The following is a 16,531-nucleotide window of genomic DNA, read 5'->3' as shown; positions in this document are numbered from 1 at the left end:
CCATCCAGCGAAGAGGTCTCCTTTTGTTTGTTCTTCATTCTAAAATACCTCTCGATTTAATAAAAATTTAGAGAGGGAGGGTTCAATGATGACCATGTTTGACGACCTGGCAGAAAAATTTTATGAACTAGAGGATGGGCGTTATTTGGTACGAATAGATGGTTTTCAGCGTGAAAGAAACAATCATAAAGCTAACCCCATTCGCTGGGATTTAACGCTGATGAATGAAGTGAAAGGAACATTGCCATTGAAATTCAGCCATGTGGAATCGGATGGGGGTTTCAGGGTTCTGATGGAGGAAATAAAACGGCTCGGATATCCGAGGCCGAAAAATCCAGGAGAATTGGAGGCAACCCTCAACGATTTAAAGGGAAGTTTTGTCGAGGTAGGCCTGTTTACAACTGACAGGATCGAAGGTTATCGCGAGGTTCGGTTTATCCGAAAGATGGTGTGAGTGATGAATAAACTTTTCTCCCAGATTGGATACTATGGATGTACTTTAAAATGGGAGGAAAGATGATGGCGAAACGTACTAAGAAAAACGACCCTCAGCAAAAGAATAAAAAAGGGTTTGACTCGGCTGCAATAAATGAAGAGTTTGCACATGAATTCGGCTCTGCGGCCGCTAATCAAATTCACAAGGATAAAGCAAAAAAAGAAAAAGCCCCTAAAAATAACGGTAAATTTAAAGAATAAATATAAAATGCCCCCACCTTCGATGCTGGGGGCATTACTATGTTTAATAAGTTGTTTAATTCCACTTTTGTAGATACTGATTTAGCCGGTTAAGTCCTTCTGCTAAGGTTTCCATTGAGCATGCAAAGGACAGGCGGAAATAGCCTTCTCCGTAGGTTGAAAAAGCACTCCCTGGAACAACAGCCACCTTTGCCTCTTTTACAAGGTCAAGTGCAAAATCAAAAGAATTAAAAGGGATGGAGGAAGGTATTTTAACAAAGAAATAAAATGCCCCATCAGGCTTGACAACATCGAATCCCATTTCTGACAAGCGGTTATAAACATAATTCCTTCTTTTTTCATACTCATCTCTCATTGGCAGTGCATCGTTGATTCCGCCGTAAGAGCTTCATACGCTGCTTTTTGGGCAATGGAATTTGCACAGCTTACATTATACTGGTGAACCTTTAATATTTGATTTGATATCTTTTCTGGAGCATATACAAACCCGATTCTCCATCCTGTCATGGAGTGAGATTTTGACAATCCATTAATGACAATCGTTTTTTCTGGTAAAAAAGAAGCAATCGATTTATGTCCCTGTCCGTACACAAGCTCACTATAGATTTCGTCAGCAAGTATAAAGATGTCACGGTCCTTCAAAAGATCAGCAATTTCCTTCAATTCATTTTCTGTCAGGCTGACACCTGTCGGGTTCGAAGGATAAGGCAACACAATGCATCTTGTTTTTTCAGTTAAGTATTTTTTTATAACGTCTGCAGTGAAGCGGAATTGGTTGCTGCGGATGTCTGCATGTACAGGTTCTGCTCCACAGAGACGGATGATTGGTTCGTATCCAGGGTAAACAGGTCCGGGCAAAATTACTTCTGTGCCCTCGGTTAAAATAGTCCGAAACGAGATGTCTATCGCTTCACTTGCGCCAGTCGTTACAATGATTTCAGTTTCTGGATTGTACTCCAATCCATATTTTTGTTTTGAAAATGCTGCTGCTGCCTGTCGCAATTCCAGTATACCGGCGTTGTGGGTATATAAGGTGAAATCTTCCTCGATAGCTCTTATTGCTGCTTCCTTAACATGAAGTGGGGTAGGAAAGTCAGGCTGTCCGATCGTTAATGAAATCATTCCCTCGGTACCTGCTACCATATTGAAAAATTTTCTGATTCCGGAAATTTCAATTTCCTTTACTTTATGATTTATTAAGTGCTCCACTTTTGACATTCATCCTTCCGTCGTTCATACTTCCATTTTATCATGATTTTTAAAAATAGTTATGCTTGTTAGGATGGGTACTGTCAGGATAAAAAAAACAGCCGGAATTTTCACGAATTCTCTGTCTGAAAAGTTAAAATAAATATTGTAAGCACCCCTAATTTTTCATGGTATATTAATAGTTAGCCAGTTTACTTTTAAAGGAGACCGTCGTATGGAAAATAATAAGGGCATTTTGCTTGAAAGCGGAACAAACGAATTAGAAATTGTTGAGTTTAATGCAGGAATAAATAAATTCGGAATTAATGTTATTAAAGTTAAGGAAATTATCAATCCTGTACAGGTAGTCGCCATTCCTCACGCCCATCCATATGTGGAAGGAATTATTGAATTGAGGGGAGAGGTTCTTCCTGTTATCAGCATTGCGAATGCTCTGGGATTTCCTCCTTCCGAAAACCAACAGCTCGATAAATTTATTGTCACGGAATTTAATAAGCAAAAAATTGTATTCCACGTTCAGGGTGTCAATCAAATTCATCGAATTTCCTGGCAGGATATTGAAAAACCATCAGGAATGTATAACGGCCAGGAAAGCCAGATTATTGGCGTTGTTAAAATCAACGGAGAAATGATACTATTACTTGATTTTGAAAAAATCATTGTTGAAATCAATCCTGATTCTGGTATTAGGGTTCAGGAAGTAAAAAAGCTGGGGAAAAGAGAGCGTTCAGATAAGAAACTGATTGCGGCCGAAGATTCCCCTCTTTTAAGAAAAATGCTTTTTGATACATTATCAGAGGCAGGATATGATAATGTTGATTTTTTTGAGAATGGTCAGGACGCATACGACTATCTTGAAAATTTAGTAAGTGAGGGAAAGAATCCTGCCGAAGAGGTTCAGTTAATCATCACAGATATTGAAATGCCCAAAATGGATGGGCACCATTTCACAAAAAAGGTGAAGGAGCATCCAAAAATGGCGCCCATACCTGTGATTATTTTCTCTTCTTTAATAACGGAAGACCTTCGCCATAAAGGAAACAAAGTCGGCGCTGAAGGACAAATTAGCAAGCCGGAGATTGCTGAATTAATCCTGAAAATTGATAAGTATATTTTATAATGAAAAGAAGCCGGAATTTCCGGCTTCTTTTAATATCTTTCGCCTAATTTTTTAAAAACAGGCTTTTGAAAAGGGGGGCGGCTGCGATTGGTTTGATCTTTTGATTGCTCAGATTCGGATAAACCTGTGTAGGTTTGCAAAAGGGCTTTTGCTTGCTGAAGCGATATGCTTGCTTTTGGATTTCGGAAAAGACCATCCAATTTCCCGAGATGCTGCAGCTGTGAAAAGTCATCTTTAACGGGAGGAATATGGAATAAATATTTCCCGCATTCGACAAGCACATCTGATTGCTGTTGGCTGTTTTTAGGATTCTCTGAGAAATGAAGCCCTACTTTCCTTGCTTGGCCTTCTGTTATCATTTTTTTTATAGCTTCCTGTTTTAACTGGTACAAAAATTTGGGGTTTGGTGCAGTTTTTGCATGCCGGTTGACAATATAGATGGCCTGGGAGAGGTTGTCCACGGTTAAGCTTAATTTAGTTGGGGGAATATTCCTGGGATGTGTCAACAGATAATCTCCTTTCACTATGATTGGTTACAGTTTATTATACCTTGATTTTTGTAAAAAAAGAAACAAAGGTTACTAAGGTATTAATTAGTAATTCAAATGCACAAAAAGAGAGGCCATGTCTTTGGCCTGCCTCTATTGAACATTATACGACATACTGTTGTGCAGCCATAGGTGCATATGGCAATCCAGCACCGGGCATTCCTCCATACATCCCTCCATACATCCCGTATGGGGAGTAAAAAGGTGGATAGGCTGGGAACGCAGGGTATGGAGGTGGATAAAAGGCGTATTCCCGTAAATGAAAGGCACAGCCAGTAATCCTCCCGTTGCTAAACCTGCAACAAAGGGCAGGAATGGAAAGAAACGGGTATCAGGCTGATTTCTATAATATCCGGGTTGCATATAGTAATGATTCATCTTGGAACCTCCTCTTAAATTTTATATCTGGTATTTCTTGATTATTTTATGGAATAAGCTATTTAATGCGCCTGTCTAATTTTATAAGAAAAGCCCCTTAAAGTTGTAAGAATATTCATATATTATGATAAGATAAAAATGAATAATCATTCACTTTAAAGGGGGAAATAAAATGCAGGGAAAAGTGGCAATTATTACTGGTGGCTCAAACGGCATGGGGAAGTATATGGCTAAAAAGTTCGCTCGGGCTGGTGCAAAAGTAGTAATAACTGGAAGATCCATAGAGAGGCTTGAAGAAGCAAAAAACGAGATTGCAATGGAATCAGGACAGGTACTTGCCATTCAAATGGATGTCAGGGAAATTGAAGATGTAAAACGAATGGTTAAGGAGACAACCGAACATTTTGGGACCGTTGATATCCTCGTAAATAACGCAGCAGGGAATTTTATATGTCCGGCAGAAAAACTAAGTCCAAATGGATGGAATTCAGTTATTAATATTGTGTTGAATGGAACCTTTTATTGCAGCAGTGAGGTAGGAAAGTATTGGATTGAAAAAGGGATTAAAGGAAGTATTATTAATATGGTTGCTACATATGCCTGGAATGCAGGAGCAGGTGTCATTCATTCGGCAGCTGCGAAAGCAGGTGTGCTGTCTATGACAAGAACCCTTGCAGTTGAATGGGGAAAAAGTATGGAATCCGTGTAAATGCAATCGCTCCTGGCCCAATTGAAAGAACAGGGGGTGCTGATAAGCTTTGGGAATCGGAGGAAGCAGCTAGAAGAACGTTGGAAAGTGTTCCTTTAGGCAGGCTTGGTAAACCCGAGGAAATTGCAGAACTCGCCTTTTTTCTAAGCTCAGATGCCGCTGTATATATTAATGGAGAATGTATCACTATGGACGGCGGTCAATGGCTAAGTCCCCATCCTTTCTAAAAAAAACCCGGCTGAGATAGTCACTCAGCCGGGCATTTTTCTAATGATATGAAACAGCCCTTGATTTCAATGCCTTCCAGGATGCAATAAACCGATTTTTTTCAATTCGCAGCTGTTTTCTTCCTGAGAGAGGGTCATTTATATAAACAAAGTGACGGTCATACCCAACAAGAACCACAGCATGCAAATCAAGCGGCGTTCTGATTGTCTGCCGGCCATGGGACCATGATTCCCATCTGTCAGGGAGACGGAAATCACCTGTTGTCCACACAACTACAGGATATCCCTTTGAAACATGCAATAATACCTCGTCAAAAGGACGGTTAGTCAAATTGACCGCCCGGCCGGGTAAATACCGGTTAACGAGATCCACCATTGGTTTATCAAAAACCGCATATCCTGCTCTTCTACCAGTCATATCTCCAACGAAGCCCACATCAGGATCTCCCCACCGGATTATATCCCCATTCCTTGACTTTATCAGCGGGTCAGGGTCCTTTTTAACTGAATAAAATAGTTGCATTTTATTCGTTTTAACTCCGGCATAAGAGAGCATCATAGCAGTACTTGTTATTTCACATCCATACTTAAGCTCAGGATTTTGGTTAATTTGAACAACATTAAGCATTTGATGGTTTTTCATTGGCTGCTGTCCGGATGATACAGAGGTTTTTGCGGGCATCCTGTTTGCATTATTGACAGCAGGAAGTGGCAGGCTATCATCCCTGTCTGCCACCTTTTTTTGATCGGAAAGTTTTACTGGACTTATTGTCTCGGGAGCATTTTTGAAACTTTTTTCTTCATACTCGCTGCAACCTATCAAACCAGGAAGCAGTAAAGCCAAAAAATAAAGTTTTTTCAAATACTTATCCCCTTTCCAATTGGGCCTATCTATAGTCTTCGTTTATTTCTGCAAGCTTATAATGGTATCATTTTGCATTAAATACTATAGAGTATAGCGTATGATATAATAATGAAAAGTTTATTTAATTGGAGGTACTGGCATGGATGCTTTAGACATCCTTACGAACTTAGATTGCATAATGCCATATTTTCAGCCGATTGTTAGTGCGGACGAACAAAGGGTTATCGGTTATGAAGTGTTGGGACGCTTTATAAAGGATGGTAATGTACAAAGTCTTGGCCTTTTTTGAAGACGCAGAAATCCCTGATGAATATAAATTCGAAGTTGATCAGCTACTTTTGATAAAAGCTGTAGAAATGGCATCCCGTTTGGAAGCAACTGAAAAATTATTTATTAACCGGACTGCAGAGCTATTAATGTACCAGGATGGAGAGCCGTTTTTAGAGCAGTTATTGGCGTTTGAAAAAGATGGACTTCCCTTAGATAGGCTAGTGCTGGAAATTTCGGATGCGAAATTTACTGGTGAGAATCACCAGCTAGTCCACTTGCTTAATTATTATCGTACCTATGGTATCAAAATTGCGGTGGCAAAGAAGGATTTTGACAATAACACAATGGATCTCCTTGGCTTGCTCGAGCCTGATATTCTAAAGGTTAATTTAGGTGCTTTAAGATCGACAGCAACTGGAACAGCCTTTCAGGATATGATGTTTACTTTATCTTTACTGGCGAGAAAAATTGGGGCAGAGCTATTATTTGAAAACATTGAAATGGATTACCAGCTATATTTTGCCTGGAAAAACGGCGGCAGATATTATCAGGGCTTTTATTTAAGTCAGCCATCTTCTGAATTTATTGGGTCTGAATTTTTTAAGGAAAAGTTGAAGAAGGAATTTCATGGCTTTATTTTTTCTGAAAAGAAAAAGCTTCAGGCCATCTATTCGGCTGCGGAATCGTTTCATATTCAAGTTCAGTCAATTGTTATTAAAATTAAGAAACCAGGATATGAGGAATTATTCCTTTCCTTAATGCGGGAAATGGATCTTATTGCTTTTAGGATGTATGTTTGTGATGAGGATGGATTCCAGCTTTCGCCTAATTTTTCAAAAAGCCAGGCGAATGGTTGGATTACGCAGATGGAATATATTCATAAAAATTGGAGCTGGCGACCGTACTTCCTGGAAAATATCATAAAAATGAGGAATGAAAAAAAGGGTATCTTATCGGATCTCTATAGTGATATTGAAACAGGGGAACCGATCCGAACATTTTCTTTTCCGATAAATCCAAAAGAATTTTTATTTATCGATATATCACATGAATACTTATTCGAACAGGATGGTCTATTGTAAACCCATGTATAGAAAATTCCCGATGTGGAAGTTTAAAAATAAACTTTTGCATAGGGGAGATGACCTGTGAGTTTTAATTTTACCTTTTTTTCTATTCTGGTTCTCGGGATTTTGGCGGTTTCTCTTCTTTACACATGGTATCTTACCAGGCAGCAGAAGGTGGTGGAAGGTGAACTGGATTCCAAAATTGAAAAGCCGGTTCAGCAGCATGCCTATTTGCGCAACCCGATTTTTTTGTCATACGGCGTTTTCTTTGCCCTGGTTTTACTGATCATTCTTTTTGTAGCTTTTAATATATTCCGTTAGGCCTCCAGCCAGGGGCCTTTTTATTTTAAAGGGGAATTATGTTGTGGCTGTAACGACATTTTCCAATTGTATCCGAGTTGTACCGACAAAAAGACTTTACTCATCACTGGAATCCGTCCATTCCTATAGGCACAACGTCTTATTTTATACATCAAAAAGAGAATATAAGTTAAAAAATTGGAAATTCGGGTAGTTTAAATAGTAATACTTATGATGTCTAATGCTGATGTATTTTTGCGAACGAAATATTCAAAATGAAGACATTAATACTGGTAAAATGAATATTACTTACGATTGGACAAGTTAAAGGGAGGGAAGGAACATGAAAAAGTTAATGCTCTTATTATTTATTTTTTGTTTATTAATACCTTTATCCCCTAAAGCCAAAATGGAATTTAATAATCGTGATGATGTATTCAGTTTCCTAAAGGAAGCATTTCAAGCACAAGTGGCACTTAGTGAAAAAGAAAGAAGCAAGGATGATATCAACAAAATCCTGGAGCCGTATTTTACAGATAAATACCAGGAGGTTTTTTTGAAAGAAAACGTGGCTGAGAAAAATGGAAAGTATATTACATATGGATCAGACTTCGCTAAATATTATATTCCTTTTTATCAGTTTTCCGATAATACAAGGGTAGTAATTAAATCGAATAAAGTATATGTATTTGAATACTTTCCTGAAAGAACGGAAGGTCCGGTTGGATATAAAAGCCATTATGAGGGTATTCTGATTGAAAATATTTCTGGTGAATGGAAGATTTCCAAGTATCTCTATAACCAGATTCCAGACGAAATCATTAAAGAATCAATTAAGTAAATATAAGTGGACAAGCCTATTGTTTTAAATAGCAGTTCAAATTAAAGAAACCGCTTGATAAAGCGGTTTCTTATTTGTATGTAATTAAAAAATTTATTCACGATCGGATTCTTTTTTTACCAAATAATCGATTAGCCCCATAGAGGAGACGGATAAATCAAGGTTCAAAATTTTAAAGAATTCATGGTCTGAATTTATGTTCACTTCACTAAGAGAGGAGGTTACCTTAGAATACAAGCTTTCCTTCAGGAGCTCTACCGCATTGTCATTCAAAGCATTTTGGGCAAATATCCTTTCAGCTTCCTTCACGAAGATAGGCAGCCAATACCGGATTTGGCGATATACCTCTTCTAGCCTGTTAGAAGAGCCATAATGGCCAAAAAACAGAGAAGTGAGCTGTTTTTGTTCATACAATTCAATGGATTGAAGCATTTTCTCAGGATCAAACTGATTAGGTGAAGTGGATGGAAGGAATAAGTCTATACCAAGGTGAGCGAGCTGAGGATATGTGACACCTGCAGTGTCGCCTGTGAACATGCCATTAACGCCCGGATGATAAATACTGAAATGATGATTGGCATGGCCTGGTGTGTCAAAAAAACTAAGAGTGCATTCAGGACCTATTGTCAATGTGTCCTCGTGGGTCTTTGTAATAATTCTATCCGGAGGAATAGGCAAAATAGGATCGAACAGTTCTTCAAATTGTTCTTTATATACTGCCTTTGCACCAGTAATCAGTTTTGAAGGATCTGCTAAATGCTTAGCGCCTTTGGGATGAACAATTATTTTTGCCTCAGGGCAATATGTTAGAAGTAAACCGGCACCTCCTGAGTGATCAAGGTGGATATGTGTCACAATGATATATTTTACTTCTTCTGGTGAACGGCCAATTTCTTTCAAGCCTTCCAAAATAAATGGTACGGAATGGCTAGTGCACGTTTCTATGATGGTGAGTTCCTCTTCCATTAGGATATAGCTTCCGGTTCTTCCACTTACATTCAAATCTAAATCGTCAATTAAAAATATCTTTTCGTCCAATCGTATAGGTTTTTTCAAAAAAACACCCCATTATATTAATTTTGCTTGGACAAATACCTGTCATTATTTTATGCTGTAAGTATTGGTATGTAAAGAATTGCGAATGAAAATTCTGAAAATAATCCATTGGGATAGAAACATGCCAGAAGTGAAACCTATGGGTATACGCTTTTTGTTTGAAAGGAGAGAGAGCATGTCACAGCTTCAAGGAATAATAACACGTTTAAAAAACCTTCAGGAACAATCAACCGTTAGTGAACCTGCCCAGCGCTATTTCGAAGTGAATGGTGAAAGAAAATGTCAGGTAACATTCCATCCAAAGACGGAAACGTTTGAATTGGAAGTATATAGCGACAAGGAAAAGCCAAAACGCTATCAGTTTGATAATATTGATATGATTACGATTGAAATCTTTGATCTAATCCAATAAGAAGCCATTATGGCTTCTTTTTTTGTTATATAAGGAGTAGTTGATTTTCACTCCAGGATGCTCGCTTTCCGCGGGGCGGGCGGTGAGCCTCTTCGGCGCACAGCGCCTGTGGGGTCTCACCTGTCCCGCTGCTCCCGCAGGACGTTGAATCAGCTCCCTAGAATCAACACCGCACGAAGGAAATGCGATAGCATTTTCGAGGAGCTCGCACCTTCCGTTCCAATCAACTTCTTTTTCAACTTTTTTCTTTTTAAAACATATTTACATAACAACAATCTTTTAGAAAACAGCCTATAAAAAAGAAAGGGAATCTGCTCCCTTACAATCAACAACATCGTTTAACAGCGTATACGAAAACAGCATTTTTTATAAAACCAACAGTAAAAGTTAACAGAGCATTTTATAAGCTACTGCTGAATTCAAGTAACGATTTAAGGCATCCTATAGGGTGAGGTGAAGTATAAATGGTTCCACTTGTTAAATGCCCTATGTGCAAACTTGAATCGGAAATAAACCTAGTATTAACAGCGCAGTCAAATCAAAATGTTATTTATCAATGTCCCCGTTGCCATTTTACGCTTAAAAATATCGAAACAAGCAAGGGTTAAGATTATCTTTAAAAGACAGTCCCCCGAAAACTGTGTTAGAATATACATGTGGTAAAACAAACATTGAGGAGTTTTCGCGATGATCAGTCTTCACAGTGGGGATTTTTTAGAAATTAACATGAACGATTTGATGATTCCTTCGGAACGTGTTGCTCATGTACAAATTGGCAATAACCTAGAACATGCATTATTGGTATTAACTAAAAGCGGATATACTGCGATTCCAGTCCTGGATCCACAATATAAACTTCATGGCTTGATCAGTACTCCAATTATCATGGACTCCATTCTTGGGTTGGAGAGAATTGAATTTGAACAGCTTGAGAAGAAACGAGTGGAAGAGATTATGAACCAAAAAGTCCCTCGTGTAAAAATGACGGAATCATTGAAATCCTGTTTAGAATTATTGGTAAACCACCCTTTTTTATGTGTTGAAACGGAAAAAGGATATTTTGAAGGGATTTTGCCAAGAAGTACTGTATTAAACACTTTAAACAAGCATATTAGAAAATTAAACAAAAATAAAAACAATGCCCAGGCTCCCTTTTAGGGAGCCATATTAGTTTTAAAACAAGGCTGTTTTCTAAAAGGTTGTTGTTTTGTAAATAGGTTTTTAAAAACAAATCGTTGAAAAAGAAGTTGATTGGAACGGAAGGTGCGAGCTCCTCGAAAATGCTCTCGCATTTCCTTCGTGCCATGTTGATTTTAGGAAGCTGATTCAACGTCCTGCGGGAGCAGCGGGACAGGTGAGACCCCACAGGCGCTGTGCGCCGAGGATGCTCACCGCCCGCCCCGCGGAAAGCGAGCATCCTGGAGTGGAAATCAACTACTCTTTAAATAGCAGCAAAGTATACGAAAACAGCCTAAAACAAAGAGGTGTTTAAATGGGGGTCCCGTTAGAAAAAGAACAGCAAAAAAGCGGTGCTCAGAAACAAACCAACCTGCCGCTTGTATTGGTGTCAGTGATGCTTGCTATGTTTATGGGAGCGGTGGAAGCAACCATTGTTTCTACTGCAATGCCTGCAATTGTCGGTGATTTGGGAGGCTTTACTCTTTACAGCTGGGTTTTCTCTGCATACTTGCTGATGAATGCAGTTACTGTCCTGATTTATGGAAAGCTTTCAGATCTATTTGGACGTAAGCCGATTTTATTTTTTGGAATTATCATATTTCTAACCGGTTCCATCCTGTGCGGTTTTGCTAATTCCATGAAAATGCTGATTGTCTTCCGGCTAATTCAGGGGTTTGGAGCAGGCGCTGTCATGCCTATTGCTACAACCATTGTAGGAGATATATATACGAAAGAGGAACGGGCAAAGATTCAGGGCTACCTTTCAAGTGTCTGGGGGATTTCAGCAGTCCTGGCAGGCAATTGGAGGGTTTCTGGTACAGTATGTGAGCTGGAATTTTGTCTTCTGGGTTAACATTCCTCTTGGCATTCTGTCCATTATTGGCTTGCATTTCTTTTTGCATGAAAAGGTTGAAAGAAAACGACATGAAATTGACTATGGAGGAGCATTGCTTTTGACTATGGCTATTTCAACATTGATGTTTGCCCTTGTGGAAGGCGGAAGCCGCTGGGGCTGGGCGTCAGGACAGTCAATGGGCTTGTTGGGAGCAAGTGCGGCAGCATTATTCTTCTTTATACTTCGGGAAAGGCGGGCTTCTGAACCCATAATGCCTTTTAATATATGGAAAGAGCGCTCCATTTTCATAGCAAACATAACTTCATTGACGACTGGAATTATGCTGATAGGAATCTCCAGCTTCCTGCCTGCCTTTGTCCAGGGGGTAATGGAGCAGCCGCCTCTTATTGCAGGTTTTACCTTGACAGCCATGTCCATTGGCTGGCCGATTGCGTCCACACTCTCCTGCCGTATGCTTTTGAAGTTTGGTTTTAGGGCCACATCCATTATTGGGGGAGTATCCTTAATAATGGGAAGCATCGTTTTTGTTGCTATGTCTGGGGACTCAGGTCCTTTTTGGCCGCAACAGGTTCTTTCCTTGTAGGGATTGGAATGGGGTTAACCTCCACGGCATTTATTGTTTCAATCCAAAGCACAGTCGGCTGGCAGCAAAGGGGTATTGCGACTGCGGCAAATATGTTCATGCGCAACCTCGGAAACACTGTTGGCGCTGCCTTGCTGGGAGGTATTTTAAACAGCCAGTTAAGAGCTTATATAGGCGGACATGCATCTGGAGAAGGCAAGAAGCTGAATGTTGATTCGGCCAATATTCTTTTAAATGAAAGTCAGCGAAACAAACTTACTGAATCTGTTAGAAATTTATTGCAAGAAGGACTAACGGCATCGCTCCATTCTGTTTATGTTTCTGTCCTGTTATTTGCAGCTATCAGCTTACTATTTATCCTTTTCCTGCCCAAGAAGGACCAATCTCCGCTTCAATGACCGGAACTGTCATGTATTTAAAATATTTTAATAAATGATGAGTATCATTAAGTGCCAAAGCAAATAATAAAAAATTTTTTTGTGAGGAAAAATATGTCTTCATTATCTGAATTTCAATTATTGTCTGTCCTAGCCCAGGAAATGAATATGCGAAAAGCGGCTGAAAGGCTGTTTGTTTCCCAGCCAGCACTTTCTCAGAGGCTTCAAACGATAGAGAAGGACTGGGGGGCAAAGTTGTTTATCCGCTCGCAAAAGGGGCTGACCCTTACTGCCGCTGGAGAAAATGTCATTCAATTTGTAGATGAGGTTCTTTTAAAACAGGAGAGGGTAAGAGAAACGCTGCAGTCTCTTCAGTCAGAAGTGTCTGGAACCCTAAAAATAGCTGTTGCTTCAATTGTTGGACAAAATTGGCTGCCGCAAGTGTTGAAAAAATTTATTGAAAGATATCCACAGGCAAAGATATCCTTAATCACCGGCTGGAGCAGCGAAATTTTAAGATGCATTTATGATGATCAAGTCCAAATTGGAATCATTAGAGGTACACCTGATTGGAAAGGAGTTAAAATCCATCTCTTTCAGGACAGCCTATACCTTGTGGATAAGGAGATTACTAGGCCGGAGCAAGTGCTTGAAACCGACCGACCCTTTATTCAATTTAAAAGCGATTCAAATTATTATCAGGAAATCCAAGATTGGTGGCTCCGCCATTTTAAGACTGCGCCTAAAAGGACGGTTGTAGTTGACCAGATTGAAACATGTAAGCAAATGGCCTTCAATGGAATCGGGTATGCCATTCTTCCGGCTATCACCCTTAACGGGGCTGAAAAGGATATTTATAAAATTCCTCTTTTAGATGAACATGGGAAGCCATTAAAGCGGGATACATGGCTGCTTGGGTATGAATCAGCCTTTCAGCTGAAACAAGTTCAGGCATTTGTGGAAGTCATCAAGGAACATATCGCTGAATCAGAAGGGAATTAACTGTTTTTCTTGTTTTCACCCCTTTTGTCTGTTAAATTATTTTTAGTCATATACATAGGAGGCAACATAATGAAGATGATGGATGCAAATGAAATCATTTCTTTTATTCAAAACAGCAAAAAAGCAACACCCGTAAAGGTATACGTTAAAGGTGACCTGGAAGGCCTGGATTTTGGAAGCCAGTCTAAAACTTTTTTAAATGGGAATTCAGGTGTGGTTTTTGGCGAATGGTCTGAAATTGGCCGAATACTGGAACAAAACCAAGGGAAAATTGAAGATTATGTAGTTGAAAATGACCGTCGCAATTCAGCCATTCCTTTGCTTGATATGAAGAATATTAAAGCTAGAATTGAACCGGGTGCCATTATTCGTGACCAGGTGGAAATTGGCGATAATGCTGTAATCATGATGGGTGCATCAATTAATATTGGTGCTGTAATTGGTGAAGGAACGATGATTGACATGAATGTAGTTCTTGGAGGAAGGGCAACTGTCGGCAAAAACTGCCATATAGGAGCGGGAACCGTCCTTGCAGGTGTAATCGAGCCACCTTCAGCCAAACCGGTAGTTGTAGAAGATGATGTGGTAATTGGTGCTAACGCTGTCGTTCTGGAAGGCGTAACAGTCGGAAAAGGAGCTGTTGTTGCTGCTGGTGCGATTGTAATTGATGACGTCGCTCCATATACGGTTGTGGCCGGAACTCCTGCACGAAAAATTAAAGATATTGATGAAAAAACAAAATCGAAGACAGAAATTAAGCAGGAACTTCGTCAGTTATAATATAAAAAATTATATGCCTGGTTTTGGGATCTTAAATTTAAGCGTGGATGCTCTCCACGCTTTCTTTAGCAAAAGGGGGAGAAATTATGGATACCTTCGTAAAAATCAGAAGAGAGCTGCACCAGATTCCTGAATTGGGTTTCCAGGAATTTAAGACGCAGGAATATTTATTATCATATCTTCAAACATTGCCACAGGACCGGCTTGTCATAAAAAAGTGGAAGACAGGTTTGTTTGTCATGCTTCATGGTGTAAACCCGAAAAAAACAATCGGGTATCGGGCTGATATTGACGGGCTACCGATTGAGGAACAAACTGAATTATCCTATTCATCCAGGCATGAAGGCCGAATGCATGCATGTGGACATGACTTCCATATGAGCATCGCTCTTGGTGTCATTTCTTATTTTGCTGAAAATCCAATTAATGATAATCTTTTATTCATTTTTCAGCCTGCCGAAGAAGGTCCAGGCGGGGCAGAGCCTATGCTTGCTTCAGAGGTCATGAAGGTATGGAAGCCCGACATGATTATTGCACTGCATATTGCTCCGGAATATCCAGTGGGAACGATTGCTGTCAAGGAAGGCTTGTTATTTGCAAACACATCTGAGCTGTTCATCGATTTAAAAGGTAAGGGCGGACATGCAGCCTATCCGCATCAAACAAATGATATGGTGGTCGCTGCCTGTTCATTAGTCACCCAGCTCCAGACCATCATTTCCAGAAATATTGACCCTTTGGACAGTGCTGTTGTTACTGTAGGAAAAATCAGCGGGGGAACTGTTCAAAATATTATTGCCGAGAATGCAAGGCTTGAAGGTACCATTAGGACGTTATCACCTGAATCAATGGGTAGAGTGAAAAAGAGGATAGAGGCACTTGTTAAAGGAATAGAAACTGGATTTGAATGCGAATGTTCAATCGATTATGGAGCAATGTATTATCAGGTATATAATGACCATAACCTGACTAATGAATTTATGGAATTCACGAAGAGCCAGACGGATATGAAGGTAATTGAATGCCGTGAAGCTATGACTGGCGAGGACTTTGGTTATATGCTTAAGGAAATTCCCGGCTTTATGTTCTGGCTCGGGGTCGATTCTTCCTATGGACTTCATCATTCCAAGCTCAATCCAAATGAAGCTGCGATTCAAAGCGCGATTAGTCTAATCAGCAAATACGTAAGCCTAAAAGGAAATTAAATGCTTTTCATTTTATTTTTTTTGCTATTTCATGCTAAAATTTAGATGAAAATGGGTTTTGGAAAAAGAATCCTTTACTTTTTTCTGTTTAATTAAATTGGAAAAAGGGCAAACCAAATAATGGAGTTTAACTTCACTTTTAATAATTAATACTTATTTAAATTAATTACAATTTAATATTGACTCAAAATAATTGTTGATTTATAATGAATTATGTCAAGAGATGATTTAATTAAAATATTGGAGGGATTAATATGCCAGAACGTATGGTAGGTAAGCAAGCCCCAAGATTTGAATTGGATGCAGTATTACCAAACAAAGAATTTAAAAAAGTAAGCCTTGAAGAAAACATGAAAAACGAAAAGTGGACTGTGTTATTCTTCTATCCAATGGACTTCACTTTCGTATGCCCAACAGAAATCACAGCTCTATCTGATCGCTATGATGAGTTTGAAGATCTTGATGCAGAAGTTATTGGTGTATCTACTGATACAGTTCATACACATCTTGCATGGATTAAAACAGACCGCAAGGAAAATGGCCTTGGTGATCTGAATTATCCATTAGCAGCTGATACAAACCATGTTGTATCCCGCGACTATGGTGTTCTAATTGAAGAAGAAGGAATCGCACTTCGCGGCTTATTCATTATCAGCCCTGAAGGTGAAATGATGTATTCAGTTGTTAACCACAATAATATCGGCCGCGACGTCGATGAGACTCTACGCGTACTTCAGGCACTTCAAACAGGCGGCCTTTGCCCTGCAAACTGGAAGCCTGGACAAGCTACTTTAAACGTTTAATTAGCCTGATGGACCTAACACTTAATAGCGTTAGGTCTTTTTTTGAAA

The 16,531-nt window shown here is 39.4% G+C and carries 15 protein-coding genes and 4 pseudogenes; 14 read left to right on the top strand and 5 right to left on the bottom strand.

Going from position 1 to position 16,531, the window contains the following annotated elements; genetic code table 11:
- Window positions 1-85: 85 nt before the first annotated feature.
- Window positions 86-454: a hypothetical protein gene (locus tag RCG23_RS05275; RefSeq protein WP_308178871.1), complete on the top strand. Its 369-nt coding sequence runs from the start codon at window positions 86-88 to the stop codon at window positions 452-454.
- A 50-nt stretch (window positions 455-504) separates the two neighbouring features.
- Entirely contained in the window at window positions 505-696 is a 192-nt protein-coding gene (locus tag RCG23_RS05270) for a hypothetical protein (protein WP_308180188.1), read from the top strand.
- A gap of 55 nt (window positions 697-751) precedes the next feature.
- Here RCG23_RS05270 and RCG23_RS05265 read toward each other — a convergent pair.
- Window positions 752-1,905, bottom strand: a pseudogene (locus tag RCG23_RS05265) (aminotransferase A).
- Between the two features lie 214 nt (window positions 1,906-2,119).
- On the opposite strand from RCG23_RS05265, the gene RCG23_RS05260 reads away from it, so the two are divergent.
- Window positions 2,120-3,025 (top strand): chemotaxis protein, encoded by a 906-nt coding sequence (locus RCG23_RS05260; protein ID WP_308178870.1) that lies wholly within the window; start codon window positions 2,120-2,122, stop codon window positions 3,023-3,025.
- Window positions 3,026-3,054: 29 nt separating this feature from the next.
- Here RCG23_RS05260 and RCG23_RS05255 read toward each other — a convergent pair whose 3' ends face one another.
- On the bottom strand, window positions 3,055-3,531 hold the full coding sequence (locus tag RCG23_RS05255; RefSeq protein WP_308178869.1) for a YkyB family protein: 477 nt from the start codon (window positions 3,529-3,531) through the stop codon (window positions 3,055-3,057).
- Between the two features lie 135 nt (window positions 3,532-3,666).
- On the bottom strand, window positions 3,667-3,951 hold the full coding sequence (locus tag RCG23_RS05250; protein ID WP_308178868.1) for a hypothetical protein: 285 nt from the start codon (window positions 3,949-3,951) through the stop codon (window positions 3,667-3,669).
- Window positions 3,952-4,123: 172 nt separating this feature from the next.
- Here RCG23_RS05250 and fadH point away from each other — a divergent pair.
- A pseudogene (fadH, locus tag RCG23_RS05245) lies at window positions 4,124-4,887 on the top strand (2,4-dienoyl-CoA reductase).
- 40 nt (window positions 4,888-4,927) lie between these two features.
- Here the strand turns inward: fadH and RCG23_RS05240 are convergent.
- On the bottom strand, window positions 4,928-5,749 hold the full coding sequence (locus RCG23_RS05240; RefSeq protein ID WP_308178867.1) for a C39 family peptidase: 822 nt from the start codon (window positions 5,747-5,749) through the stop codon (window positions 4,928-4,930).
- Between the two features lie 142 nt (window positions 5,750-5,891).
- Between RCG23_RS05240 and RCG23_RS05235 the strand changes: the two are divergent.
- From RCG23_RS05235 to RCG23_RS05225, 3 genes and pseudogenes are all read left to right on the top strand, one after another.
- Window positions 5,892-7,104 (top strand): annotated as a pseudogene (locus RCG23_RS05235) (EAL-associated domain-containing protein).
- A gap of 66 nt (window positions 7,105-7,170) precedes the next feature.
- Window positions 7,171-7,410, top strand: a complete 240-nt coding sequence (locus tag RCG23_RS05230) for a hypothetical protein (RefSeq protein WP_308178866.1) — start codon at window positions 7,171-7,173, stop codon at window positions 7,408-7,410.
- A 322-nt stretch (window positions 7,411-7,732) separates the two neighbouring features.
- Window positions 7,733-8,230, top strand: a complete 498-nt coding sequence (locus RCG23_RS05225) for a DUF3993 domain-containing protein (RefSeq protein ID WP_308178865.1) — start codon at window positions 7,733-7,735, stop codon at window positions 8,228-8,230.
- A 93-nt stretch (window positions 8,231-8,323) separates the two neighbouring features.
- Here RCG23_RS05225 and RCG23_RS05220 read toward each other — a convergent pair whose 3' ends face one another.
- Window positions 8,324-9,286, bottom strand: coding sequence for an MBL fold metallo-hydrolase (locus tag RCG23_RS05220; protein ID WP_308178864.1), 963 nt, complete (start codon window positions 9,284-9,286; stop codon window positions 8,324-8,326).
- Window positions 9,287-9,461: 175 nt separating this feature from the next.
- Here RCG23_RS05220 and RCG23_RS05215 point away from each other — a divergent pair, with 175 nt between their 5' ends.
- The 7 genes and pseudogenes from RCG23_RS05215 to RCG23_RS05185 all read left to right on the top strand — a co-directional run bounded on the left by RCG23_RS05215 (window position 9,462) and on the right by RCG23_RS05185 (window position 16,483).
- Window positions 9,462-9,698: a YkuJ family protein gene (locus RCG23_RS05215; RefSeq protein WP_308178863.1), complete on the top strand. Its 237-nt coding sequence runs from the start codon at window positions 9,462-9,464 to the stop codon at window positions 9,696-9,698.
- 687 nt (window positions 9,699-10,385) lie between these two features.
- Complete coding sequence (gene cbpB / locus RCG23_RS05210) at window positions 10,386-10,856, top strand: cyclic-di-AMP-binding protein CbpB (protein ID WP_308178862.1); 471 nt, start codon at window positions 10,386-10,388, stop codon at window positions 10,854-10,856.
- A gap of 334 nt (window positions 10,857-11,190) precedes the next feature.
- A pseudogene (locus RCG23_RS05205) lies at window positions 11,191-12,714 on the top strand (MDR family MFS transporter).
- Between the two features lie 93 nt (window positions 12,715-12,807).
- On the top strand, window positions 12,808-13,695 hold the full coding sequence (locus RCG23_RS05200; protein WP_308178861.1) for a transcriptional regulator CcpC: 888 nt from the start codon (window positions 12,808-12,810) through the stop codon (window positions 13,693-13,695).
- A 69-nt stretch (window positions 13,696-13,764) separates the two neighbouring features.
- Entirely contained in the window at window positions 13,765-14,475 is a 711-nt protein-coding gene (gene dapD, locus RCG23_RS05195) for a 2,3,4,5-tetrahydropyridine-2,6-dicarboxylate N-acetyltransferase (RefSeq protein WP_308178860.1), read from the top strand.
- Window positions 14,476-14,561: 86 nt separating this feature from the next.
- The gene (locus RCG23_RS05190; protein WP_308178859.1) at window positions 14,562-15,680 is read left to right on the top strand and encodes an N-acetyldiaminopimelate deacetylase; all 1,119 of its coding nucleotides are present in this window, start codon (window positions 14,562-14,564) and stop codon (window positions 15,678-15,680) included.
- Between the two features lie 254 nt (window positions 15,681-15,934).
- A complete protein-coding gene (locus RCG23_RS05185) occupies window positions 15,935-16,483 on the top strand; it encodes a peroxiredoxin (protein ID WP_308178858.1) in 549 nt (182 codons plus the stop codon).
- Window positions 16,484-16,531: the final 48 nt, after the last annotated feature.

The organism is Neobacillus sp. PS3-34, from assembly GCF_030915465.1.
Taxonomy (GTDB): domain Bacteria; phylum Bacillota; class Bacilli; order Bacillales; family Cytobacillaceae; genus Neobacillus_A.
This window is presented reverse-complemented; position numbering and strand designations above follow the sequence as displayed.